Here is a 24817-nt window from a genome sequence, read left to right on the forward strand (position 1 = left end):
GTTGTGACTACTTTTTCGACGCTCGACGCCTGGCTCGCGCATCTCGAGTCGGCGCACCCAGTCGGCATCGACATGGGGCTCGCCCGCATCGGCAAGGTGAAGGATGCGCTGCGGTTGACGCTCCCATGTCCGGTCATCACCGTCGGCGGCACGAACGGCAAGGGCTCGACCTGCGCGATCCTCGAATCGATCCTGCTCGCCGCCGGCTACCATATCGGCTGCCACACTTCGCCGCACCTGCTCGAGTTCAACGAGCGCGCGCGCATCGACGGGCAAAACGCCACCGATGCCGAGTTGCTCCCGCATTTCGAAGCCGTCGAAGCCGCGCGCCGAAGCCTGCCGGAGCCCGTTTCGCTGACTTATTTCGAGTTCACGACGCTGGCGATCCTCCACCTTTTCGCGTCGCGCGGGCTCGACGCGGTCATTCTCGAAGTAGGCTTGGGCGGCCGGCTCGATGCGGTGAACGTCATCGATACCGACTGTGCGATTGTGACGAGCATCGATCTCGACCATACCGAGTACCTCGGCGACACGCGCGAAAAGATCGCGCTCGAGAAGGCCGGGATTTTCCGGTCGGGGAAGCCGGCGATTTGCGCCGATCCCGCCGCCCCGCACACGCTCGTCGACCACGCTGACGCGATCGGCGCCGATCTGTGGCTCTTCGGACGGGACTTCCGCTACGAAGGCCAGGCCGGCAGCGAGCGGCAACAATGGAGCTACGTCGGGCGTGGTCTGCGGCGATCGTCGCTCGCTTATCCGGCGCTGCGCGGCGCGAACCAGCTCATCAATACGTCGGCGGCGCTCGCGGCGCTCGAAGCACTGCGCGGGCAACTGCCGGTTTCCGCGCAGGACGTGCGGCTGGGTCTTGCCAATGTCGAATTGCCTGGGCGCTTCCAGGTGCTGCCGGGCCGACCGGCGATCATTCTCGACGTGGCCCACAATCCGCATGCGGCCGCGGTTCTTGCCCAGAACCTCGGTAGCATGGGCTTTTACCGGTACACGTACGCCGTCTTCGGCGCCATGCGTGACAAGGACATCGAGGGTATCGTCGGACTGTTGAAGGGCGAAATCGATCACTGGTGTGTGACGGATTTGCCGATCGGGCGCGCGGCTTCAGCGGAGCTGCTCGAGGCCGAATTGCGCCGCGCCGGCGTCACGGATGAGTCCGACAGCAGCGTGACGCGCTTCGCGACCCCCGCCGACGCCTTCCAGGATGCCATGAGCCGAGCGACAGACGATGATAGAATCTTGGTTTTCGGCAGTTTCTATACGGTGGGCGGCGTGATGGCCTACCGCAAGTCGCGGCAACATTGACGGTTCCGAGGCGCGCCAGGAATTCAGCGATTCATGGGATTTTTCTCGTTCGGCAATAAAGACGACGCGCCGCGCCGGCGCGGCGGCAATGCCAAATCCTCCGCGCGCGGCGAGCCGCGTCGTCGCCGCACGGAGCGCAGCGGCGAGAGCGCCTCGGGCAATACCGGTTACGACGCCGATGCGATGCTGCTCGACCCGACGCTGCCTGAAAAGCAGCGTGCGCGCCGCCGGCTGGTTGGCGCGATCGCGCTCGTGATTGCGGCGGTGGTCGTGCTGCCGATGGTGCTCGATTCGCACCCGAAGCCCGTAACCGACGACATCGCCATCGATATTCCAAACCGGCCCATCAGCGTGCCGCGCCGCGCGGCGGACGACCAGGCCGACACGCAGGCAGGCGTCGCGCCCGATTCCGATACCGGCGCGCAGGCCGCGGCAGGCGTGACGCCGCCGAGCGCCGATGCGGGAAAGGCATCGGAAGCCCAGGCATCGACTCAATCGAAGGCGGAACAGTCAGCGCACTCCGCAGCCCAATCGACCAAATCGACTGAATCGACGCAATCGGCCAAGGCGGCAACGCCGCCGCGTGCCACTGCCCGAGCCGGGCAGCCCGCGCAGCAGGCGCCCGTTGCGCCGGCCGCGAAACCGCAGGCTCAGACGCAAGCGCAGACCGCGAAGCCCACTCCGATGCCCGCGCCGAGCGCGGCAAATGCCGATTCGGGCACGCCGGCGGCGCCTCCCGGCGCGCGTTTTGCCGTTCAGCTCGGTATCTTCTCCGACGACGCAAGCGCGCGCCGCTGGGAAAGCAAGCTGAAGGCGGCGGGCGTTCCGGCATACATCGAAAACCGCAAGCAAGCCGACGGATCCACGCGCGCACTGTTGCGCGCCGGGCCGTTCCCCGACCGCGCCGCGGCCTCGGCCGCCATCGCCAAAGTGCGCGAGGCGGGGCTCACGGCCAATGCGGCGCAGTAACGCGTGAGCATGCTGACCGCGTTCGACTACGCCGCACTGGCCGTCATCTTGCTCTCGGCGCTGCGCGGAGCCTGGCGCGGGTTGCTGTCGGAGATTTTTGGCCTGATCGGCTGGATCGCGGCTTTTTTTGTGGCGTGCCGTTACGTCGACCGTTTGGTGCCCTATATTCCAGCTGACTGGCCCGGCGGTGCGTTGACGCAGTGGCTGCTGGCTTTCGCCGCGGTCATGGTCGGCGTGGTGATCGTCGCGGGCGTGCTCGGCGCGCTCGTCACGCGCGTCGTGGCGGCTAGCGGGCTGAACGGCGTCGATCGGTCGCTCGGCCTGATGTTCGGCTTTGCGCGCGGCGTGGCGATGGTGCTCGTGCTCGTCGCGCTGGCGGGGCTGACCGAGCTGCCGACAAAGGAATTCTGGCGTGACGCGCTGCTGCGGCCCTATGCCGTGGACGGCGTGCACAAGCTGAAACCGTTCCTGCCTCAGGCGCTCGCCGAGTACGTGCGGATCTGAGGCGGTGACGGGCGGGCCCTCCGGGCCTCAGGGCTCCGAGGCGCGTGCGCCAACCTGATTTTCGTATTCTTGAAGGACCTGCCATGTGCGGCATCGTAGGCGTAGTCTCCCACTCCCCGGTCAACCAGCTGATCTACGACAGCCTCCTGCTGTTGCAGCATCGGGGTCAGGATGCAGCCGGCATCGCCACGGCGAACGGCAGCACATTCCACATGTACAAGGCGAACGGCATGGTGCGCGATGTGTTCCGCACGCGCAACATGCGCAGCCTGCCCGGCACCGTGGGCATCGGCCAGGTGCGCTACCCGACGGCTGGCTCGGCGACGAGCGAAGAGGAAGCGCAGCCGTTTTACGTGAACGCGCCGTTCGGCATCATCCTCGCGCATAACGGCAATCTCACGAATTGGCGGCAGTTGAAGGACGAAATGTTCCGTATCGACCGCCGTCATGTGAACACCGATTCGGACACTGAAGTATTGCTGAACGTGCTCGCCCACGAGATGCAGCTTGCGACTTCGGGTCTCCAACTCGATCCCGAGACCGTGTTCAAGGCGGTGGCCGGTGTTCATCGGCGAGTGCGCGGCTCCTATGCGATCGTTTCGCTGATTGCGGGCTACGGTTTGCTTGCATTCCGTGATCCGTTCGGCATCCGGCCGCTTTGTATCGGCAAGCAGGAAACGAACGAGGGCGTGGAGTGGATCGTGGCGTCCGAATCGGTGGCCGTGGAAGGCATCGGTTTCGAGTTCGTGCGCGACGTCGCGCCGGGCGAGGCGATCTTCATCGACAACGACGGCCACCTGCATAGCCAGCAATGCGCGGAGAAGCCGAGCCTGAACCCCTGCATCTTCGAGTACGTCTATCTCGCGCGTCCCGATTCGGTGCTCGACGGCGTGCCCGTCTACAACGTGCGGCTGCGCATGGGCGACTATCTCGCCGAGAAGATCAAGCGTGAGCTGCCCGACGTGAAGATCGATGTGGTGATGCCGATTCCCGATTCATCGCGTCCCGCTGCCATGCAGGTGGCGGCGAAGCTTGGCGTTGAATACCGGGAAGGGTTTTTCAAGAACCGCTATGTCGGCCGCACGTTCATCATGCCGGGACAGGCTGTGCGCAAGAAGTCGGTACGCCAGAAGCTCAATGCGATGGCGATCGAGTTCAAGGGTAAGAATGTACTGATCGTCGACGATTCGATCGTGCGCGGCACGACTTCGCACGAGATCGTCCAGATGGCGCGCGATGCGGGCGCGAACAAGGTGATCTTCGCTTCGGCGGCGCCGCCCGTGAAGTTTCCGAATGTCTATGGCATCGATATGCCGACGCGCGGCGAGCTGGTCGCGCATGGGCGGACGGATGATGAGGTCGCGAAGATCATCGGCGCCGATTACCTCGTGTATCAGGACGTCGATGCGCTGAAGCAGGCGGTGCGCGATATCAATCCGTCGCTGTCGCGGTTCGAGGCGTCCTGCTTCGATGGCGATTACATCACTGGCGACGTGACGACTGAATATCTCGACGTCATCGAACGCGCCCGTACAGCGCCGGCTTCTCAAGCCGATCGTGATTCGGCCGGCGATGTCACCGATAGTACGGTGACGCGGTCTCAGCTGCATTTGCAGTTGTCGGTGGAGTAGTTGGCAGCTTTTAGCAGCGCAACCGAGCGCGCGTAATCAGGCGCTGTCTTTTTTGCAAGCCCGCTTCGGCTTATGCCGAGCGGGCTTGTCGTTATTCGGGCATCCTCGTTGAGCTACGTGCCTATGCTCGATGCGGTACCCATGATATCCAAGCGAGCCAATCGGGGGTGGGTATTCCATTCCGATCTGTTCAGCGGCGCCCAGTCGGCGAGACTCGACGGCGGGATCGTCGCACCCGCTAAGGCGAATCCCACTCCTCCGGAGTCGCATTAACACGCGGCTCCACTGCCTCCCACTATCAGAACTATCAGGTATTGCCAAGCGAGCCGGTAGTATCCTTTATCGCAGGACGGTGAATTGCGAAACTCATGATGAGAACTTTCGCATTCCCAGATAATTGATGCAATGCAATAATGAGCTCGGAATGTCTATCGATCGTATCGTTTTTTGATGATTGATTTAGGATTGGTATCCTTTCTATGGAGTGATATTTTTTTCTGGCGGTATGCGCCGAGCGGCGCAGGCCAGAGTTCTTGGGGCAGCTTTATGGGTGCTGGGCGATTTTTTACAATAGAGCCCCTCGGTGTGCGTGCGCTTACTGATTGAATGAGAACGCGGAGGTGGGTATGGACGTGAGAGAAAATCCGAAGCCTGTGAAAGGTGACTTGAAAATCACTGCATCGCTGGATCAATCCACACCTTACAGTGGCCAAAAGGTGAAGATGTCCATTACGCCGAGCAAGGCGGTCGATTTGCCGACATACGGAAAAAATCTGCAGTTCCAAATAAGTTCCCCGTTTGTTGGAATCATCGCCTATCCATCCGCGGAAAGTCAGCTCACGCAGGATATCAGTTCGAACCTCTCTGGCCCTTGGACCTGTGATGGCATCGTCAATCCGAATGGCCAGGATTCGATTACCATGCGAGGCATGATCTATGACAGCAATCTCCAAGATTCGAGCAATCCGAGGGGGGCGCTGCCTGACGTCGGAAGGGGCAAGCCAGTCAAGCTCCAGGACGCCGTAGTTCCAAGAACGGTCCTGTTGCAAAGCGTCTCGTCACCGTCGCAGCCAACCGTAGATGGTACCCAACAGTTGGGCATTAGTGCCAGGATCCAGGACAAGGCCAATTCCGCAACGGCAATTACCGGCAAATTCGCCCCCTTGGTTACCGATCAGAATGGCCAAGCGTTGTCCGGCGTCGCATTTTACTCGGGCGACAACGAAACGGCATCCACGCAAGTTTCCACAGTTTCATCGGATGGTAAAACCATCGCGCTGGACACCTTGACTAGCGACAACCAACAATTGAAAGTTTGGGTAGTTGCTGCGACGAACGATAACGCTGTCTATCGACTCAATATGAAGCTGGGCAATGATGTCGATGCGCCAGTCGGGACGATAGTGATTGCGGATCTCATCACCGGGGAGGCTTCTGGGTATTTGCCTGGGCCAAAAGTTAAAGAGGCGTCGGACGAGGTCGTTCATGTCACACAGGATATGTACTACTTGCACTTCTATATTCCGACCCCCGAGCAGGGAGCGCTCGAAAGCGGCGACAGTCTGGTGTTGCTCGTGAATGGCCAGTCGCCTTCCACGGTGCCAACTATTAGCTATACACCAAACGATTACGTTACTGTATTCACCATTCCGTCGAATGATTTCCGACTGATCCCTCCAACATCGGATCAACCGACGGAGAACACCGTTCAATACGTCGCATGGCGTAATCAAGCTGGCTTGCCGTCGGCCCCGGTTCTCTCGACGCCGAGCACGCTTTGGTACTCCATTGACCCGGGATTTACGCAGGGCATACCGCCTCAAACCAATTCAAAGTACGGAGCGCCCAAGATTCCCCAGACTGCCTCGGTTGCCATCCTGACCGCGAACATCATCGCGCAGGGACTCAACGTTGAGGTGCCGTGGAGCACCGATGGAAGCGACTGGACACCGCAGGACAAGGATCAGATTACCGTGACCTTCTACCTGAACGGGTGGGATGCGACCGGTGCACCAAAGCCGCTGGGAACGCCTTCGTTATCTCATGTTCTGGATCAGACCAACGACATCGATGGCAACAAGAGAAGCATTACGCTGCCGGTTCCTCCGGACCGGTTTGCCGAGTACGGTCAGGATTTCAAGAGTAGCGGTGACGAACCCACGATGTCCGTTCAATACAGCGTAGTCCATGACGGCGCTGCTCCGAGTACAGCCGTGTACTCGGGTGTCTTTGAATTTCAGTTCAACACGATTTCGGTGGGAACAGGGATTGGCTGAGAAATCAGTCCTATCCGGCATGCGACAGTCACGCAAGGTCCCCTAACGAAAGTCATTGCTTTGCATGCCGCGCGACGGGAGGCGGGTCGATGTCGCTGAAGAGTGTGGGTATCGCGGTGGGCGAGACAGGGCAGGCGGTCCTCAAAGGCCCTCGTCTGCCGCAAGCAGAGCAGCAGGCCGGTGGCACGTATAGGCTCGATCTCGGGTCGGAGGCTGTCGCCTCCGCAGGCGCGGTGGAGATACGGGTCCCGCGGTACAGCGAGCGTAGCCTGGGCGATTCGATCACGGTCGTTTTCGACCGCGTGGATGCGCAGGCAAACGAGGGCTTGGCGCACAAGATCCACAGGTATCGATATCTCGCGGACCCGCGGGCGGATCCACCCGACTATGAGTATTCGGTGTTCTTACAACCGCTTCAGTCGCTGCCGTCGTGCGAGTACGAGGTTTTTTATATGGTCACGAGTCGGTCTGGCAATTCGTCGTTGTCCGAACGGGTGCCCGTCGAAGTTGTAGGTACGCCGGGCGCGGCGGGATGGGTTTTCCAGGCGGGCTTTTATGGGACCTATGTGCCGGGAGTGATTGCGAGCGGGGTGGTGGCGAACGAGCGGACGCTGGCTCCTAACGACTTCATTATTCGGTCGATTGGTGATAAGCGATCCGATTCGAATGTCACGCTCGGCGTCTATCGAACGCCGCCCAATGCTGGTGATCAGTTGTTCGCGAATTTCAGTTCGGCCGATGGCGCGCACTGGACACCGGATCGCAACGGCACGATGCAATTTGAGCGTTCCGATCTCGTTACCGTCAGGCTCGAGAACCAGAAGGACGCGGCAATCTATGTGGCACTGGCGATGTAGCGGTTAGTCTTTCTTCGCGAGTTGCCCGACGCTTCCGCGCTTGAATCGAAAGGAGGTAATGGGATGTCGGGCGACACCTTGACGCTTACGGCCGATGTGGGGGCGACGTCTGGAGAGGGCGGCGCGTATACGTTCTACTCCAGCCAGGTTGTTGTTCTTACGGCGACGCTGACGAAGGGGGGCGGCGCGGATGTGCTGAATGGACAAGAAATCGTCTTCTCCAAGATCGCTTCGCCGCAGCAGTCGATTCAGAACTCGACTTTCGAGTTTGTCGTTTTTCCGGCTGACCAGAATTGCGCGCCAGATTCGAAGACGGGGAGCGTCTCCGTCACATTGCAGCGCACGGGTTACGGTCGAGGCGTGGCTCAGTTGAGCGTATGGGTGGGCGGCGCGACCGGCGGGCCGTATCAGGTCTCCGCGAAAACGTGGATAGGCGATGTGACTTCCGATCCGCTGGAGTTCACTGTATCGAAGCCGATCGTGTTCGCCACGACCGGTCGCTCGGGGCGTTTCGTGCCATTGTCGCAGAGGAATACCGTCCCGTCCGATGGGAGCTTTGCCTATTGCTCGGTTTGCGTACTCGACGGAGATGGCGGTCCGTTGACGAACATGCGTGTACGGCTCGGCGCACGGGGCGATGACATCGACGCATGGTGGGTGACACAACTGCTTTTATACCGCGAATACGATGCCGATGTTTCGCACGCGCTGCCTGTCTACAAAGACTCGGCACTCGGCTGGGGCGCCGATATATGCACTGACGAATTCGGATGCGCGGACGTCTTCGTATGTGCAAAGGCGAGCTTGCCTGCGTTGGGCACGTTGCAATCCACCGTCGGAGCGTACGGTATGAACAGCTTGACGATATTCGTCGTTGCCAACGTGCCAGACGGTGGAGGCGGCACCGTCGCCGGCCCCCAGCCGATTTTACAGGACGGCGACGAGCTGACGCTCGACGGCACCTCGACGACATTTGACGTGCAGATTCCGCATTATCAAGGAGTCAATAAGAACGACCATGTCTATCTGTTTTGCAATGGCGAATATCAGGGGGACCTGCTCGTGCAGGATGCGACCAAGGATCCTGTTGGGAAGATCCAAGCTGGGTGTTTTGCCTTGAGGAGTATCGATTACGACGAGGTTCAGCCGGAAAACAGCGTTGCCTACGTCGTCTCGCAAGCTGACCAAGCGTTTTATTCGATGACTAACTGGTTCCGAGCAAAGGGACCGCTACCTTGCGCTACGCCGCCGGAGGCCATATTCACGGCGCCTGCTCCATACGTGGTTGGAGACGAATTGGGGCTCCCGCTCAATTGTGACCGCGTATCGAAAGGCATACGACTGCGGATACCGCTCGGCGGCCTCAATGTCGGGCTTGGCTATACCGTTTGGCTCACGGTCTACCTGAACGGCTCCCGCCCGGATCCTTTCGACGATCAGCCGAGGGGCGCCATCGCCAACGGACCGGTTGGATGGCGTTTGAATGGAAAGATGCTGCAGCTCGGCTATGCCGAATGGTGGTTTCCCAGTCGCACGTTGATGGGCTACGGGCAATCAAGTGAGGGTGATCTGGGGACATTTCAGGCGCAATACCGAATATACGAGTCTTCCTTGACGCAGCCGGCGTTGGTCAGCGTCGATGCAGCAACGCCGCTTTATACGTCGGAGATTCTGTTGCTGCCTTTGGACACCATTGCGCCGGCGGGTTGGGATGACGGCAGGAGTCAGAGGTTTTCCGAGGCTTCCATATGCGAAATGTAAGCGGCAAGTACAGCCATTCGTTGCTGCCCGAGGGCACGCGATTCGAGGGCACGCGATTGAACGTTGCAGTGAATCAAGCGCAAACGCTTGTGTCCCCATGGCTGTTTCAAGCGCCCGACCTGGTGCTCGACTTGATCAATATCGATCCTCGCGACCCGGTTGTGGTCAGCGTGCTGTTGCCCGATGCCGTCGCCGATGAGCACTTCGTCGTGACGTTTGGAGACACAGAGAAAGATGCGAAAGCGGGAAGTGCGCGTCGCTTTGTCAACGATGTCCTTTTTCAAAGGAACGAACTGCCGGCGCTTTCCGATTCGTGCGTCGTGTCGTGCTCATTCCGGGACCTTTCGTCGCAGGTGACGATTGCGTTGCGCGACTCTTCGTCGGCATCGGCTTCGTGCATGCATGCAGGCAGCTTCTACGGGACGTATGTTTCCGGTTTCCTAGATGCATGGGTGTTGCCGACCGATTGCCGTCTGCTGAGGGATGCGCCCGTCATTCGCACCATGGGTCCCGCGGCACGCGTTTCCAATCCCCCGACACTCCCGATCGGAAGGCGAACGCCGACGGATCAGACGTCGCAAATCGGCGAAATCACGTTCGACGCGGATGTCCATGAATGGAAGATCGATATCTTCGACGATGTCGATCTCCAAACAGGAGACCTCCTTTCGATCGAAGTGCCACCGGGCCCGCCCGCGTGGCTTGCATTCTCAGTTTCGTTATAACCAATTCCATAGAATGGCAATTCGTTGTTTGTCTTCCGATCTTGACTTACCTCCTGCGCGCCTGAAAGCGGTCTATGGCGCGCTCCTTATCCTCTTTGGCGGCGCGGTACCGGCAACCGCACACGCGGTTTGCACGTCGCCGAACTCGGTCACTGCGCCGTGGACGATTGCCGCCCAAGGCAACAACATCCCCACATGCACCAATATCGATGGGAGCAACACGCTCGGCGGCAATCCGGTCGTCAATCTGCAAGGGCAGTCATCGAACGTAACCGTCTCAGCCGCCGGCGATAACGCTTATGACGATCACGGAAATGGCAGCAATATGAGCACCATTGTGATCGGCAATGCGCAGCCATCCACACTTGTGTTCGCCGTCGACGGAAACCAGACGATACAGGAGACGGGTGCGTACAAGAACAACTGGCGAGGAGTGCTGGTCCAGTCGTCGAACTCCGCGCAGGCCGTGGCGCAATTCACCATCGATTCTCAGGCAAACGTGGCGATCTTCGGTCCTGCAGAAGCCGCCTATCAGGAGGGCATTACGCTCATTAGAGCGGCCACTGGCTCGCTGGCGAAGCTGCAATTGGACGGAACGTTGAGCATCCAGTTGGCGTCGCCAAGCGCAACGGCAAGTCCAAGCATCGCGCTCTATGTGCAAAACGGAGCCCAGGTTTCCGGAAGCGGGGCGCTGAATGTTGGAGTATCCGCCGGCGACGTTTCGCAGGGAATTGGTATTTGGACGCAAATCGCGACCTCGGTGGCACTCACCGGCCCTGTCTCTCTCTACACGAGTGCCGTGAGCGTTCTGGCGCAAGGCGGTACAGTGACGCTCGACGGGAGCGGTCTCGGAGCGGGAAGTCTCAGTCACTTTGTCTCGCAGGGGGCAAATACCCCGCTGGGAGCAGATCGCCTTCAATCGGTATTTGTGGTCATCAACGATGCGTCGTTGACGCTGAAGCATGCGACGGTCACGTTGCAGAATTCGGGCCCGAGCGCGGCGTCAGCCGCATTCAGCATAGATACGACTGGCGCTGTCGTGCTCGACGACGTGCAGTTGAGTTCCGACAACTCCACAAACACGAGCGCGCCTCCGCACAGCGGTTCCGGAAACTACGCCGCGGCCATCGATACCAGCGGCGGTAGCGTGAAGGCCTCCGGCGTCCAGATCGTAACCAATCGCGACAACGTGTATGGTCTTCTCATCGACGACAATCCGTCGAGCAGTCCCGTGCTCTTTTGCGGAACCAATGGCGGCGCTAGTCCGACGGCGTGCGACCCGACCTCGGGCATACCGCAGCAGAACTCAATTACGACAAACGGCGTCGGCGCGCACTTTCAACGACAGCACCTCCGATGCGTCAGGATCGATCATCAGGATCGACGCCGGCGCGACCGGAGGATTGCTCGACCTGAGCGGCAGGACCTCGACACTGACGGCGGGATTGCTCGAGTCCGGCGGCAGCGGTACGAATGCCGGCACGGTCAATCTTGGTGCGAACGATCTCATCCTCGATGGCGCAAGCGGAGGCTCCACGACCTATTCCGGCAATATCCAAGGATCGGGCGGACTCACACTGAACGGCACGGGCACGCAGGTGCTATCGGGCGCGCATGTCTTCGACTACACGGGGGCGACGAATGTCAACGGCGGAACGCTGGCTGTCGCCGGCGGCGCTGTCGGGCGCGACGTTCGCAGCACGTGGAAGACCTTCACCATCGACGCGTCCGGCACCCTCGATATCAGCGCGAACGGCGGCAGCTTTCAGCTGGGCGGCATTTCGGGAAGCGGCACGGTCAAGACCGCAAGCAGCGGCTCGAGTTCGGACCTCGTCCTGGAAGGCTCGGGGTCGCAGACATTCTCGGGCTCCATTACGGGCAGCGGCGGTCTGACGATGGTCGGCAGCGGCACGCAGACGCTGTCCGGCTCGAACGTCTTCGACTACGCGGGCGATACGACGATTTCATCCGGCACGTTGGCGGTGGGCGGAGCGAGCGGAAGCAACGTTCACAACGATCGGTTCACTTTCGACGACGGATCGCACACCGGCGGCACGCTCGACGTCAGCAACGGCGGCTTTACGTTGGCAGGCCTCATCGCACAGAACCCAGTTACGACGACTGCGGCCGTTCGACTCGGAACCAGCAGCGGATCGACGGCCGATCTCAAACTCGCCGGCAACGGGACCTACGTCTTTCATGGTTCGATCTCGGGTTACGGCAACGTCATCAAGCAAAACGCGGGTAATCAGACCTTGTCGGGTACCTCGGCATTCGGATTTACGGGCACAACGTTCATCGAGGGCGGAACGCTGTTGATCCGCAATATGGGAGACGCTTCGCAGTTCAACCATGACTTCGAGTTGAACGGCGGCTGGCTTGATCTTTCCGATCCGACAGCGTTCGATTCGACGGGTGCTTCGGCGAATCAATGGCAACAACTGCACTTGAAGTACGGAAAGGACGCGAAAAACGGCGGCATCATCGGCGGCGACGACGGCATTTGGCTCGGCGAGAACGGTGACGATCAAACTGCAGAGGCGCAGATAGGCGGAGACGGAACCGTTGTTGGTCGACAAGGTGTCTACGTCGTAAAGACAGGCACCAATACACTCTGGTTGACCGGCGTCAATCACTACGTGGGATCGACGCGCATTCTAGGCGGAACCTTGAAGGTCTCCCAGGATAGCAACCTCGGCGAGACCGACTGCGCCGGACATTCGGCTTGTGAGCGTGAAGTGGTGCTCAACGGCGGCAACCTCGAGGTTGCCGGCAGCTTTGCCTCGCACCGGCAGATTCAGTTACAGGCCAACGGCACTCAGCCGACGAGCGGCGGGGTGATCGTCGACGACGGTGTTTCGACGACGTGGGACAGCATCGTCGATCAATCGCCGGGTGCTAACGCCACGCTGACGAAATTGGGCAACGGTTCGCTGACGTTCACGGGCGTGAGCAAGCTGGCGGGCGCCGACGTGAAGCAAGGCACGCTCGATCTGGGTCGCGCGACCGTCGACGCAACGACGACTACTACGGCTGCGCCGGCAATCACGCAGGAAGTCGGCACGACTGTCAGTCTTTCGGGCGGTGCGGTGTCGAGCAACGGCGACGGCATTCTCGCGAACGATACGAGTACCTTGAACCTCGCGAACGGAACGAGTGTCTCGGTAGGAGCAGGCAGCGCCCTTTATCACGTCATTAACGGTACCGGTACGCTCAATGCCTCGCAGGAGGTATTGTCGGGCGGCTTGCGCGCGGATGGTGCAGGCACGCAGCTCAATGTCAACTTGTCGAACGGCAGTTCCTATACCGGTGTGCCCGAACTGCAGGGCGGCGCAACGGCGGCGCTGACGACTGACAGCACGAGCACCTGGAACATGACGGGCGATGCGTTGCTCACCCAGTTGACTAACCAAGGAACGATCGTCTTCGGGTCGCAGGCCGCGAGCGGCGTGTCGGCGCGCGCGGCGGGTGTGACCAACTACCAGACGCTGACGGTCAACGGCAATTACCAGGGCGGCGGCACAGTGAAGATGCGTACCGAACTGAATGTCGGCGGCGCTCTTGCGAATCAGAATACCGATCGTCTCCTCGTTACGGGCAATGCTAGCGGACAGACGTCATTGAATTTGACGACGTCCGGCACCGGCGCGAACACCAACACGGCGCTCAACAATCAGCCTATTCCGACCGAGGGGATTTCGTTGGTGCAGGTAGGCGCACAATCCACGGCAATTGCGTTTTCGCTGGCCGGGGGGTACGTTGTTGCGTCTGGGAGTCCCTATCAGTATCGACTCTTTGCATACGGTCCTGGCAGCAACGCGACGCCTGACCCCTCGCAAAGCCTCTTGCCGAACGGGCAGACGCCGCAATGGGACTATCGTCTTCAGACGTCCTACATTGATTCGAGCGGGCTGCCGCACCCGGGAGAGCCCGACGGCGGCGGAGGTGGGCGCCCCGCGATCGTTCCGCAAGGCAGCACCTATCTGACTGCTCCGTTGGCTCTGCAAAACTATGAAGCAACGGTAATCGACAATCTCTATCGCCGCCTCGGCGATGTTCGTCACGGCATCTCGGACTCATCGGGGCAGACCGAGGAGGTCTTTGCGAGAACGATCGACAGTCGCAGCTTTTACCACAGCAACCTCGGTTTTCAAAATTACGGCTACGACTTCAATCAGGACATCGAAGCACTTCAGTTCGGCGGCAATTGGCTGAAGCGAGTCAGCGGAGATCACGAGCTGCGTCTCGGAGGCGCGGTCACGCTGGGGCACACATCGGTGGATCCGCAGGCGGCTGCCGTCGAGTCGAGCTCCGCCTCGATCGACACTTACAACCTCGCATTGACGGGAACGTGGCAGAACCGCAATGGCTGGTACGTCGATGGCGTCGTTTCGGCAGGGCGTTATAGCGGGGCCATTAGTACATCGCAGCGTGGAGAGATAGGTCGCATCGCAGCCAACGGCTTTGATGTTTCGATGGAGAGCGGCCGCAGCATCACGCTCAACAATGGTCTCGAGATTGAGCCGCATGCGCAGGTGCTCGCGCAATTGCTGCACTTCGAGGGCAGGCAAGACAACGACGGCATCAACGTCAATACAGGCGACTTGTTCGCTTTCACGGGGCTTCTTGGAGTGCGGATGTCGATGCCTGTTCCTTGGACGGTTTCGTGGAAGCCGTACATGCGCGTCGATTTCCTGCACACCTGGATGAACTCGCCCAATCTAACGATGTCGGGTCAGACGTTCGAGGTTGCCACGCCGGGCAGTGCCGTGCAACTCGGTATTGGCGCCGCCGGGATGATTACGCCGAATCTGTCGGCGTATGGAGAAGTGAGCGGAAAACAGCGGCTCGGTCATGGCTTCGACAGCATCGGAGCGACGCTGGGGTTGCGCTATACGTTCTAACGCTTAACAGCCAGAGGCGATTCAAGGAGAAAGCAAATGTTGCCGGTAGCCACGAACGAAGATTTGGGTGCCATCAAGCTAAGTGATGACTTCACCATGGACCCCGACGGCACACTGCATGTCAAGGGAGGGTCGAGCGGGGGCAGCGTCAAACCCGGCGCTCCGACAGGTTACGTGAACCTGGAGCCCAAAGACGGTAGCGCGACGACGTACATGCGCTCGGATGCGACGCCGGGCTTGGATCAGAGCATTTCGCCGCAGTGGACCAATCCACATTTCTTCAAGAGCGATGTCAACTTCAAGAGCGATGTCAATTTTTCGGTGAAGACTCCATGGAAACCGCCCACGAAGAACACGAACGGACTCAACCTGTCCAGCTCTGCGCTCAACTGGGCCGTACAGACCGGATTCACTTACGACTTCTATGTCGATGGAAACCTAATCGGCCGCATCGATAATCCCTCGAACCCGTCGGGCTCCGACAGCTTGGTCTCCAAGGCGTATGTCGACAGCCATGCGTCCACGCAGACGGCGCTTTTGCTCGACGTGGTGGCTGCTTACGGCAGTCCTCCGCTCGACGAAGCCCATCATCCGGACTGGCAACCATCGAGTGTGCTGACGGTGTATGGCCCGCCCAAGTTGCGCTGTGTGCTGGTGGTCGGCAACGGCGCCACAATTGTCGGGCAGGACGTCGAGCCGACCAAGGAGAACTTCACGATCGGTGACGATGGGACTTGGCAACGCAGTATTCAGATGCCTGGTACCGCTAAGAGCTGGCTCGCAACGGTTGCCGTTGCGCCGTTCTATCAGGGCAGCGCAGATAAAAACGCGTTGGCGATGTTGGGGTCGATCACGCCAGTGCAAAAAATGGTGCCCTTCCTCCCGATGCAGTCTGCGGGTATGGATGTGGATTACGTCTTGAGCTACGGCTATACGCGTGCCGCACCATGCGATGGCACATCGCAATGCCAAATCAGCGTCTTCGGTCCGGAGAACGGCTCAGTCAAGATGGCAATCAACTCAGGCCCGGGCGTATTCGAAAACGGACAGAAATCCTTTACCCCGCAGCTAAACCCCTCGGGTTGGGTAATTGTTGGCGTGAAAGGCGATGGCAGTCAGTTGCCGGGCGCGGTGGAGGTGCAGATTTCAGATCCGACGGGACAGGAAGATAGCATCTATGCGTATCCGTCGTTTGTCTCCCCTCCCAAGGTGAGCGGCGCGTGGTGAAGAGGTAGGTGACAGGCGTCGTCGCGCATCAGACAGCAGGTTTTCGTTTTGACATTGTGATTGACCGCATACTGCTGGGAGATTGCCATGGGGAAGAATCAGAAGAACCAGAAAAACCAGACGCCTGAGATTGTCGTCAAGGTGAAGGGCAGTCCACAGCCAGCGGATGGTAATAGCTCGATCGTCGTCAGTGCCAAAATTGCGTATGACGACGGCGGCGTGCTTAATTTACCGGGGGACGGCCAGCAAGTTCAGTTCACCATCGAAGACTCGGGGTTCGCATACTTCAACGAGGACGGGGGACCTAGCAAGACTGCAACAAGGGATTGCGACAGCGCCACTGGATCTACTGTCAAGCCCGATGTGTTGCTTTGCAGTCGGACCGCAGAGGACGGAAATGATGTAAATGTAAAGGGCGTATGGGTGCAAACAGGGGTGTCGGACAAAAAACCTTTCGCGTTCACGGAGGTGCCGACACCGACACCGACACCGACACCGACACCGACACCGACACCGACACCGACACCGACACCGACACCGACACCAACGCCGACACCAACGCCGACACCAACGCCAACGCCAACGCCAAGCTATTCCTTGACGCTATGGCCGCTTTTTCCGCAGTTTGATGAAAACCATAGCTACACGGTGACGGCGACTTTGAAGGACGGGGGGCTTTTCGGTGATCCTGTGAAGGGCGTTTTGTGCGGAATTCACTACGAGAGCCCATTGCAATGTCTGCTACCGCAACAGGTGACCGACGACAAAGGACAGGTGTCCTTTACGATCTTTTACAACCCTTCGGACGTGTCCGATAGCAAGGGCGATGGGGAGACATGCAACATCACTGTGTCGTATCCGCCTGACGACGGTCAGCACACGGTGCTGGCACATGCTTCGCAAACCGCAGTCTTGTACTGACGAAGATGCTGCAACATCTTCGAGCTGATGCGCTCCACCGCCCAACCACGTCGTATCCGGGCGTGGTGAAGGGCGGGCAGCGCGCGACACGTTCGCGCGCTGTGCCCTGCGCGAATGATCGGCTGCGGACGATAGAGAGGGGTGCATTGTGAGAACCGAGGACTTCTACTTCACACTCGAGCCGGCCCTCGTACCAGAGTTCCCTGTCGAATTGCGCGGCCACCAGCGCGATAGCGGGAGGATGATCGTGCTCGACAGGGAATGCGGGACAATCGCGCATGAGGTGTTTTCGTCCATTTGCGATCATGTTCGCGGTGGCGACCTTCTCGTTCTGAACGACAGCTACGTATTGCCGAACATGCTTTTGTTCCAGAACGGCAATCATGCGGCGTGGGTGATCATCTGCGGTCATGAGCCGGAGGCTACGGCCATCGTCGCCATCCGGCCGATCGACGTACCCGAATCCGGCCTTGTTCTGGTGTCGGCGGACGACGACCGGCTTCGATGCACTTTGACCGCGCCGCTGCCGCGTGGGCTTTGGAGGGCTACGTTCGATCCTATGGACCGACTGACGCAGACGTTGGAGCAGTACGGGCAGCGCTTTTACCGCTCGGCCTTGCCGGCGGAGCGCGGCATGGTGGATACAAGCCCCGTGCCGTCGTCCTGGCGTTCGACGCCCGCTGCATATCGTTCGGTCTATGCGAAGACGCCGGGCTCGCTGCACATTCCATCGGCGGGCCTTCACTTTTCCGAGGCGTTGCTGGGGCGCTTAGCGGGCAAGGGTGTCGAAATCGCGTACATCACGCTGCACGTGGGCGCGACTGAACTTCTCTCCGTGCGTGCCATTGGCGAGCCTGAAATCGAACAGCACCAGGTGAGACCGGAGTTTTTCTCTGTCGGTCCAATAGCCGCGGCTCAGATCAACCGGGCGATGGACGAAGGGCGGCGCGTTGTTGCGGTCGGGACGACCGTTTTGCGGACTCTGGAAACATTGGCGGTCGGCAACACGTCAAAGGCGGCAATAGAACCGCAGACGGGATGGACCGGTCTTTACATTTACCCCGGTTTTCGCTTCAACGTCGCGGATGCATTGCTCACGAATCTTCACCGGCCCAGGTCGACTCACCTCGTACTGACGGCGGCGTTTGGCGGCTACGACCTGGTGATGAAAAGCTATGCCGAGATGATTGCCGCGGGCGGCTACGAGTTCGATATGTTCGGCGACAGCATGCTGATCGTTTAGTGGCCCGATAGCGCCAACACGCGAAACGCGTTCTCAATGCGAAGGCCGACGACGGATTCAAACACCTCCGAACGTTGTGTAGTCGACAAAGAAATCGTTCGGTGCGGCAAAGTTCGTAAAGGCCACGGTTATCGATACTTCAATCGCCTCCACATAGTGCCACCAGCCGATGGGCAGAAACAGCAGTTCACCCGGCTCGAGCGTGCATTGCATGAATCGAGCATTGGCGAACGCGGGTGTCACCTCGAGGTTCGGCCGTTTGCCGTCAACCGTTGAAAAGCAGTGCAGATGGTTATACATGAACGGCGTATCGTGAAGCGGCACGAGCAGAATGCGCTTGCGGCCCACAACCTGCGCTAGTAAATTGTTCGTCAGGTCATGATGGAACGGCGTGATCGTTCCCGCAGGGCCGAACCAAAGAAAGCCATCGTCGGGCGACCTTGGATCCAGGTAAGGCGGCAGCGGCTTGAGGTCATCCCAAAGCTCGGCGAGCGCTCGGCGGTTAAGCGAATGATTGCTCGCCGTCATATAGAAATCGTTGGTGGGCGATGACCGCTCGATGAGATCGACGTAATCGCCAAAGCGCATCTTCTTCGTCAATAAGCCTTTGTTGATCTCGAAGTCGGGATCGCTTTCCCGACCGAATTGGACTTCCACCTCCCGCTCGCCCCAACGCTCGCGGAAAATGGCGCAGCTCCACCGCCTGAGCGCAGGCCATTCGTCCAACATGCCGGCAATAATCACGGGACGATTCGCATAGTAAAAGCGCTCGAAGAACTCCTCCCGATCAAGCCCGTCCCGGCGCTCTATATCGGTGGCCTCCCTGTGCATCACCGATAGCCTACGGTACACGCCGAGAATCCAGTCGCGCTTTTTTAAGCGCTCGCGCAAACGCCTGCTCCCCTGCACATAGGGATGTATCAGCGCCGCTCTGACTTCATGTCGTGCGTCGTCGGAAGCGACGCCATTCGAAACCATCTCGCGGACGATCGACTCTTCCGAGCGGCCGAGCGTCAAGTTCTCGGCAATCCAACGCCGCCACTCATCATCTACTGTCCCGTGCGGCATCTATTTCGTCCATTGGGTGTGAGTTCGCATTGATGACTCTATCGGAGCCGACGACGCTAATTGCCTATCAGAACTGATAGGCAAGCGCGCGTCGTTTACTGGCATCATTCGAGCTCGAAGCCAATGATAAGCGAAACGCGAATCGATACCGCATTTGCCATACTGGTTGCACAACACAACGATGCGACTCGTCTACTATTCGATCGCCTGCATGGCGGGATCCCGGTGTGAGACGCAGTGCATGGAAAGCATTCGCAGTTTGCGGCGCTATAACGAGCGCATATTGTCGCTGCGACATTGTCCGCTGGAAAACGCCGAGCAGATTCTTTACCTCGATTGCGACACATATTTCTTTAGCGACGTGGCGCAGCTTTTCGATCGGTATTCGGGAGCGCAGTGGTACGCCCGTGAAGAACCCAGCTCGTCGCGCGGCCCGTTCGGCTACGATCGCGACTATGTCGACGAATCGCTGCTGGAGCAAGTCGCGCGGACCGTACTTCGCGAGCCCGTCATGCCGTACAGCACGGGTTGCTTCCTGATGAACCACCGGCTATGGGAATCCCTTCTCGAGCATGCGAACGACATCCTCGCCTTCACTTGGCGCCTCTTGTTGGGACAGTGTCGTTGGCCTCGAGCTTACGAGTGCCAGTATGAGTTGCCGCTGTCGATTCTGCGCGCACACGTCACTTCCAACGACTGGCGGGAAGCCTTGCCGTATCCGTCGCGTAACGCGTGGATTGTCGAGCAGGTCGCGATTTGGTTGACGCTTGGGGGCGTCCGCGGTTTGACGCACGATACTTTTTCGCCAAGCGATGTCGTTCAGGGTGGCGAGTGTCTGGCACCACATGATGCCGTGCTGGCGCACTATTATTCGGGCAACGAGCGCGCATTTTTTGAACGGCTACCGTGGTGTCAGGCATAACGGTGGCAGCACTGAAGATAGCGCTGCGAGCATGCGATGTGGAAAAGGAGGAAATATGGCCGTTTTGGACGAGACTTGGAAAAATTGGCTGACGCTCAACAAGAATCGTGGCTGCACGCCGGAATCGATGATCGAGGCCATGATGCAGGCCGGTTTCGATCCCAATGCGGCGAATGCGGCGGTGCATCGGCTCATGGACTTGCACGGTCGCGAAGACCATACCGACTCATTGCCCGCGGAGCTGGTTTCGGCCGAGTATCAATACGACCCATCGCCCGTTGGAAGCGGCAATGTTGTCCGCGCGAGCGATCGTGACGTCAAAGTGCTGATGCGTTGCAAGCGACCGCAGCTGATGACGTTTGCAGATTTGCTCGCTGATGACGAATGCGAAGAATTGATTGTGCGCTCGCGCGATCGCCTGCGACCTTCGACAACGGTCAACCCCACGACCGGCACCTTCGACGTCATCCCCAATCGGTCGAGCAAGGGAATTTGCTTTCAGCGCGGGGAGGACGCCTTTATCTCGCGAATCGAGCAGCGTTTCGCCAGCTTGATGAATTGGCCCGTCGAGAACGGCGAAGGCCTGCAGGTTCTCCGATACGGCATCGGCGACGAATATCGTCCTCATTTCGATTATTTCCCGCCGGGGCAAGCAGGCAGCAACGTCCACCTGGCTCACGGAGGGCAGCGTGTCGCCACGCTCATCGTTTATCTGAATGACGTCGAAGCCGGCGGGGAAACGATCTTTCCCGAAGTCGGACTATCGGTGGCGCCGCGCCGCGGCTGCGCCGTCTATTTCCGGTATGCGAACGGCTCGCGGCAGGTCGATCCGACGACGTTGCACGGGGGCGCCCCCGTCATTGCCGGCGAAAAATGGATCATGACGAAGTGGGTACGGGAGCGAGCGTACGTTTAGCGGCACGATCCAAGCGCGGACTGTGTCAAAATCGGCGCATTGAGCGATTTCGGGTTTGCTGCCGGACGGCAAGGCACTTCGCTCTCCGAACCAAACGGACCTCGCAGGCATTGAGAACATGGACGACTCTTTCAATTTCGACACCCTTGCCGTGCGCGCCGGCACGGTGCGGACAGACTTCAACGAGCACTCGGAAGCGCTATTTCTAACCTCGAGTTTTTGCTTTACAAGCGCCGCCGAAGCTGCCGAGCGCTTCAAGCATTCCGAGGACTACTACACGTATTCCCGCTTCACGAACCCGACGGTCACGATGTTCCAGGAGCGCCTCGCCGCGCTTGAAGGCGGCGAGGCTTGCATCGCGACCGCCTCGGGCATGAGCGCGATTCTCTCCGTCGTCATGGCCGCGATGCAGGCGGGCGACCATATCGTCAGCTCGCGCGCGCTTTTCGGCTCGACGCTCGGCATGTTCTCGCAGATTTTCTCGCGCTTCGGGATTACAACGACGTACGTCGACCCCGTCGACCTCGATGCATGGAAAGCCGCCGTACGGCCTGAAACGAAGATGTTCTTCGTCGAAACGCCTTCGAATCCAATGACGGAGCTTTGCGATATCGAAGCCGTCGGCAAGATCGCGAAAGCGGCGGGCGCGATTTACGTGGTAGACAACACGTTTTGCAGTCCGGCCGTTCAGCAACCGTTGAAGCTCGGCGCCGACGTCGTCATGCATTCGGCCACGAAGCTCATCGATGGGCAGGGCAGGGTGCTGGGTGGCGCCCTCGTCGGCACGCGCCAGTTCATCATCGAGAAAGTGTTCCCGTTCGTCCGCACCGCTGGGCCGACGATGTCCGCGTTCAACGCATGGATCCTGCTCAAAGGGATGGAGACGCTTGCACTGCGTGCGGAGCGCCATTCCGCCTCCTCGTTGACCGTCGCCCGGTGGCTCGAGGCGCATCCCACGGTGAAGCGCGTTTTTTATCCCGGGCTCGAATCGCATCCGCAGTATGAACTGGCAAAGCGGCAGCAACGCTCGGGCGGTTCGGTGCTGGCATTCGAGGTGGTCGGCGAGACACCCGAGCAACAACGTGAAAATGCTTGGCGTGTGATCGACAACACGAAGCTCTGCTCGATCACGGCCAACGTCGGCGATACGCGTACGACGATTACGCATCCGGCAACGACGACGCACAGCCGCATCACCCCGGAAGCGCGCGCGCAGGCCGGCATTACCGAAGCGCTGCTGCGCGTGGCGGTGGGGCTCGAGGATGCGGACGATATCTGCGCGGACCTCGGTCGAGGACTGAACCGCTGATTTGGACTGCTGACGACGCTGTGTCAACCGGCCCCGATTAGCCTCGGTGTCAACAAAGGAGCGCACAGCGACGCGTGCGCGCTCAATGAGCGCGCATCGCCCGCCACTGCCCGGGTGCAAGCCCGAATCGACGCGTGAACGCATGCGTGAACGCGCTCTGATCGCCAAAGCCGACGGCCAGCGCGACGTCAGTCAGCGTGTTGCGAGGATCGCGCAGCAACGCGAGGGCCGTGTCGAGCCGCAGGCGCTGCAAATAGCGATGCGGTGTCGTGCCGAACGCTTCTTCGAACAACTGATGGAAGCGCCGCGTGCCGAATCCGCAATGTGCCGCAAGATCGGGCACCCGCAATGGCTCGGACAAATTCGTCCGCAGCCACTTGTCGATACGAGGAAAATCGAGCCCGACAGCGGGTGGTTCGATGCCGATTGCCGTGGCGAGTGCGGCAGCGAGACGCGTCGCGGTATCCCACGCGAATTGTCGGGCGTGCGACGCCCCGAGCGTCGACGCGGGTTTCGCCATCGGCGCACCGCCCGTTGCCACGTCCATGACGAGTCGGGCAAACGCGTCATCGAGGGTGACCACGAGCGGGCGAGCAAAAAGCCGCTCGGGTATCGCGAGCGAGGCGGGCGACAAATCGAGCACGACTTGTCGGTTCTCGCCGATTCCCGCGTATTCGTGCCGCGAACCCGCCGGTATCAGCCACGCATAGCGCTTGTCGATGCGTTGCGCAACACCGTCCACGGCCATCTCCATTGCGCCGTCGAGCCCGAGCACGACTTGATGGAAATCGTGCTCGTCAGCCGCGCTCGCTTCCTCGAAGCAGCGCAGCGTCACGCTCGGCGCACGGATCGCCTGCCTGCTCATGCGTCTCTCAGTCTCTTCACGTTACGTCTTCACGCGCGGCTGGCATTCCGGCCCCGCGTGCTCAATCACGCTTCGAGCAATTCGACTTCGAACACGAGCGTCGCATTCGGCGGAATGACGCCGCCCGCGCCGCGCGCACCGTACCCGAGCTGAGGCGGGATGGTGAGCCGCCGCACGCCGCCCACCTTCATGCCCTGCACGCCTTCGTCCCAGCCCTTGATGACCATGCCGCCGCCGAGCACGAACGCGAACGGATCGTTGCGGTCCTTGCTCGAATCGAACTTCTGCCCGTCGGTGAGCCAGCCCGTGTAGTGGACGCTGACGGTGCGGCCGGCGGTGGCTTCGGCGCCGGCGCCCTCGGTCAGGTCTTCATACTTGAGGCCGGAAGCGGTTGTCACGATCGACATGGGAGAACTCCTCGAATCACGGTTAAAAGCGCCATTGTAGGCGCTCACCGTTGGCATCGGTGCCTATAATGTCAGTCTCATCAACGTGCTACCCGGTCCTGCCCATCGCCGCGAGGCTGAGCAAATGCCGTGCCCCGACGGCGCGGCGATCAATGGGCCGTCGAGCGCTTCATACGAGGGGCCGATCGTGTCGACGTCTTTCAGTGCCGTTGCCGCTGCCACATCCGACGAACGCTTTGCGCGTATGCGCGCCGAGACGGCGCTTTTTATGCGCGACCACGTGCTGTCGATCGTATCCCACGATCTGCGGAGTCCTCTGAACGCAATCCATAGCTGGGCGTATGTGCTCGAACGCAAGCTGGACCCGAACGACGCCGCGGCGCAACGCGCGCTGGCAGGCATCCGGTCGGGCGTCGATCAACAAGTGAAGCTGCTGGAGGAAGCCGTCGACAGCACGCGCGCCGAGACGAAAGCGCTGCCGCTCACGCGTGCGCCGTTCGCCATGAGGCAGGCTCTCGACCGCTCGCTCGACGATGTCCGGCGCGCGCTGGCCGATGCGCGCGGGGTCACGATCAAGCTCGATTCGCAGCTCGATGCCGAGCAGTGCGATGGCGACCGCGAGCGGCTTTCGCAGGCGATATGGGTGATGCTGGCATTTGCCGTCGAAGCCAGCGCGCCGGGGAGCTCCGTGGCGCTCGCGAGCAGTGTCGAGTCCGGTTCGTGGCGTGTCGACGTCGCCTATACGACGAGTTTCGCCGCGTTGAGCGATGCGGAGCTGCCGCACGCGTTCGACGCTTTCTCCCGCAAGCAGGCGATGCTTGCGCGCGAAGCGGGGCGCATCGCCTGGGTGCTTGCGCTGCCGCAGCGCGTAGCCTCGGCGCATGGCGGGATGTTCGAGCAAGGCGACACGCTCGACGGGCAACCGTCGACGCTTTCTCTACGCGTGCCGCTCGTGGCGGTTTGATGTTCGCGGGCAGGGCGAAGCGGATAGCTCACAA

19 protein-coding genes are annotated in these 24817 nt (G+C 60.3%); 16 read left to right on the forward strand and 3 right to left on the reverse strand.

From position 1 onward, the window contains the following. Positions 1-3: 3 nt before the first annotated feature. The 12 genes from folC to B0G57_RS21985 all read left to right on the forward strand — a co-directional run bounded on the left by folC (position 4) and on the right by B0G57_RS21985 (position 18332). Positions 4-1314, forward strand: coding sequence for a bifunctional tetrahydrofolate synthase/dihydrofolate synthase (gene folC / locus B0G57_RS21930; RefSeq protein ID WP_018439801.1), 1311 nt, complete (start codon positions 4-6; stop codon positions 1312-1314). A gap of 33 nt (positions 1315-1347) precedes the next feature. After that, positions 1348-2283 carry an SPOR domain-containing protein gene (locus B0G57_RS21935; RefSeq protein ID WP_018439800.1) on the forward strand — a complete coding sequence of 312 codons (936 nt, stop codon included), beginning with the start codon at positions 1348-1350 and terminating at the stop codon, positions 2281-2283. Positions 2284-2292: 9 nt separating this feature from the next. After that, positions 2293-2787, forward strand: coding sequence for a CvpA family protein (locus tag B0G57_RS21940; protein WP_018439799.1), 495 nt, complete (start codon positions 2293-2295; stop codon positions 2785-2787). A gap of 83 nt (positions 2788-2870) precedes the next feature. After that, the gene (gene purF, locus B0G57_RS21945; protein ID WP_018439798.1) at positions 2871-4418 is read left to right on the forward strand and encodes an amidophosphoribosyltransferase; all 1548 of its coding nucleotides are present in this window, start codon (positions 2871-2873) and stop codon (positions 4416-4418) included. Positions 4419-5044: 626 nt separating this feature from the next. Further along, positions 5045-6694, forward strand: coding sequence for a hypothetical protein (locus B0G57_RS21950; protein ID WP_018439797.1), 1650 nt, complete (start codon positions 5045-5047; stop codon positions 6692-6694). 89 nt (positions 6695-6783) lie between these two features. Then, positions 6784-7551: a hypothetical protein gene (locus tag B0G57_RS21955; protein WP_018439796.1), complete on the forward strand. Its 768-nt coding sequence runs from the start codon at positions 6784-6786 to the stop codon at positions 7549-7551. A 63-nt stretch (positions 7552-7614) separates the two neighbouring features. Beyond that, entirely contained in the window at positions 7615-9312 is a 1698-nt protein-coding gene (locus B0G57_RS21960) for a hypothetical protein (protein WP_018439795.1), read from the forward strand. Then, a complete protein-coding gene (locus B0G57_RS21965; RefSeq protein ID WP_018439794.1) occupies positions 9300-10037 on the forward strand; it encodes a hypothetical protein in 738 nt (245 codons plus the stop codon). The genes B0G57_RS21960 and B0G57_RS21965 overlap by 13 nt, the downstream gene beginning before the upstream one ends. Positions 10038-11440: 1403 nt before the next feature. Further along, on the forward strand, positions 11441-14941 hold the full coding sequence (locus B0G57_RS21970; protein WP_018439791.1) for an autotransporter outer membrane beta-barrel domain-containing protein: 3501 nt from the start codon (positions 11441-11443) through the stop codon (positions 14939-14941). A 36-nt stretch (positions 14942-14977) separates the two neighbouring features. Further along, entirely contained in the window at positions 14978-16168 is a 1191-nt protein-coding gene (locus B0G57_RS21975) for a hypothetical protein (RefSeq protein ID WP_018439790.1), read from the forward strand. A gap of 87 nt (positions 16169-16255) precedes the next feature. Next, positions 16256-17089, forward strand: coding sequence for a hypothetical protein (locus B0G57_RS31445; RefSeq protein ID WP_102606787.1), 834 nt, complete (start codon positions 16256-16258; stop codon positions 17087-17089). A gap of 148 nt (positions 17090-17237) precedes the next feature. Continuing rightward, positions 17238-18332: an S-adenosylmethionine:tRNA ribosyltransferase-isomerase gene (locus tag B0G57_RS21985; RefSeq protein WP_026229514.1), complete on the forward strand. Its 1095-nt coding sequence runs from the start codon at positions 17238-17240 to the stop codon at positions 18330-18332. Between the two features lie 57 nt (positions 18333-18389). Here B0G57_RS21985 and B0G57_RS21990 read toward each other — a convergent pair whose 3' ends face one another. Then, positions 18390-19349, reverse strand: a complete 960-nt coding sequence (locus tag B0G57_RS21990; protein WP_223258597.1) for a cupin-like domain-containing protein — start codon at positions 19347-19349, stop codon at positions 18390-18392. A 292-nt stretch (positions 19350-19641) separates the two neighbouring features. On the opposite strand from B0G57_RS21990, the gene B0G57_RS21995 reads away from it, so the two are divergent. The 3 genes from B0G57_RS21995 (at position 19642) to B0G57_RS22005 (ending at position 22547) form a co-directional block, all read left to right on the forward strand. Continuing rightward, positions 19642-20322 carry a hypothetical protein gene (locus tag B0G57_RS21995; RefSeq protein WP_146013338.1) on the forward strand — a complete coding sequence of 227 codons (681 nt, stop codon included), beginning with the start codon at positions 19642-19644 and terminating at the stop codon, positions 20320-20322. A gap of 55 nt (positions 20323-20377) precedes the next feature. After that, positions 20378-21238: a 2OG-Fe(II) oxygenase gene (locus B0G57_RS22000; protein ID WP_018439784.1), complete on the forward strand. Its 861-nt coding sequence runs from the start codon at positions 20378-20380 to the stop codon at positions 21236-21238. 118 nt (positions 21239-21356) lie between these two features. Then, positions 21357-22547: an O-succinylhomoserine sulfhydrylase gene (locus B0G57_RS22005; protein WP_026229513.1), complete on the forward strand. Its 1191-nt coding sequence runs from the start codon at positions 21357-21359 to the stop codon at positions 22545-22547. An 82-nt stretch (positions 22548-22629) separates the two neighbouring features. Here the strand turns inward: B0G57_RS22005 and B0G57_RS22010 are convergent, their stop codons facing one another. Both B0G57_RS22010 and B0G57_RS22015 read right to left on the reverse strand, forming a co-directional pair. Continuing rightward, the gene (locus B0G57_RS22010) at positions 22630-23412 is read right to left on the reverse strand and encodes an AraC family transcriptional regulator (RefSeq protein WP_018439782.1); all 783 of its coding nucleotides are present in this window, start codon (positions 23410-23412) and stop codon (positions 22630-22632) included. 65 nt (positions 23413-23477) lie between these two features. Continuing rightward, complete coding sequence (locus tag B0G57_RS22015) at positions 23478-23819, reverse strand: FKBP-type peptidyl-prolyl cis-trans isomerase (protein WP_018439781.1); 342 nt, start codon at positions 23817-23819, stop codon at positions 23478-23480. Positions 23820-24006: 187 nt separating this feature from the next. On the opposite strand from B0G57_RS22015, the gene B0G57_RS22020 reads away from it, so the two are divergent. Then, the gene (locus B0G57_RS22020) at positions 24007-24783 is read left to right on the forward strand and encodes a sensor histidine kinase (protein WP_026229512.1); all 777 of its coding nucleotides are present in this window, start codon (positions 24007-24009) and stop codon (positions 24781-24783) included. Positions 24784-24817 lie beyond the last annotated feature (34 nt).

The organism is Trinickia symbiotica, assembly GCF_002934455.1.
In the GTDB taxonomy this organism is placed as follows: domain Bacteria; phylum Pseudomonadota; class Gammaproteobacteria; order Burkholderiales; family Burkholderiaceae; genus Trinickia; species Trinickia symbiotica.

Bases quoted from the DNA above. Each gene is read 5' to 3' on its own strand.
- B0G57_RS22005 (WP_026229513.1), top strand. From the start codon at position 21,357: ATGGACGACTCTTTCAATTTCGACACCCTTGCCGTGCGCGCCGGCACG.
- B0G57_RS21960 (WP_018439795.1), top strand. From the start codon at position 7,615: ATGTCGGGCGACACCTTGACGCTTACGGCCGATGTGGGGGCGACGTCT.
- B0G57_RS31445 (WP_102606787.1), top strand. From the start codon at position 16,256: ATGGGGAAGAATCAGAAGAACCAGAAAAACCAGACGCCTGAGATTGTC.
- B0G57_RS22010 (WP_018439782.1), bottom strand. From the start codon at position 23,412: ATGAGCAGGCAGGCGATCCGTGCGCCGAGCGTGACGCTGCGCTGCTTC.
- B0G57_RS21995 (WP_146013338.1), top strand. From the start codon at position 19,642: ATGGAAAGCATTCGCAGTTTGCGGCGCTATAACGAGCGCATATTGTCG.
- B0G57_RS21965 (WP_018439794.1), top strand. From the start codon at position 9,300: ATGCGAAATGTAAGCGGCAAGTACAGCCATTCGTTGCTGCCCGAGGGC.
- B0G57_RS21935 (WP_018439800.1), top strand. From the start codon at position 1,348: ATGGGATTTTTCTCGTTCGGCAATAAAGACGACGCGCCGCGCCGGCGC.
- purF (WP_018439798.1), top strand. From the start codon at position 2,871: ATGTGCGGCATCGTAGGCGTAGTCTCCCACTCCCCGGTCAACCAGCTG.
- B0G57_RS22015 (WP_018439781.1), bottom strand. From the start codon at position 23,819: ATGTCGATCGTGACAACCGCTTCCGGCCTCAAGTATGAAGACCTGACC.
- B0G57_RS21940 (WP_018439799.1), top strand. From the start codon at position 2,293: ATGCTGACCGCGTTCGACTACGCCGCACTGGCCGTCATCTTGCTCTCG.
- B0G57_RS22000 (WP_018439784.1), top strand. From the start codon at position 20,378: ATGGCCGTTTTGGACGAGACTTGGAAAAATTGGCTGACGCTCAACAAG.
- B0G57_RS21955 (WP_018439796.1), top strand. From the start codon at position 6,784: ATGTCGCTGAAGAGTGTGGGTATCGCGGTGGGCGAGACAGGGCAGGCG.
- B0G57_RS21950 (WP_018439797.1), top strand. From the start codon at position 5,045: ATGGACGTGAGAGAAAATCCGAAGCCTGTGAAAGGTGACTTGAAAATC.
- B0G57_RS21975 (WP_018439790.1), top strand. From the start codon at position 14,978: ATGTTGCCGGTAGCCACGAACGAAGATTTGGGTGCCATCAAGCTAAGT.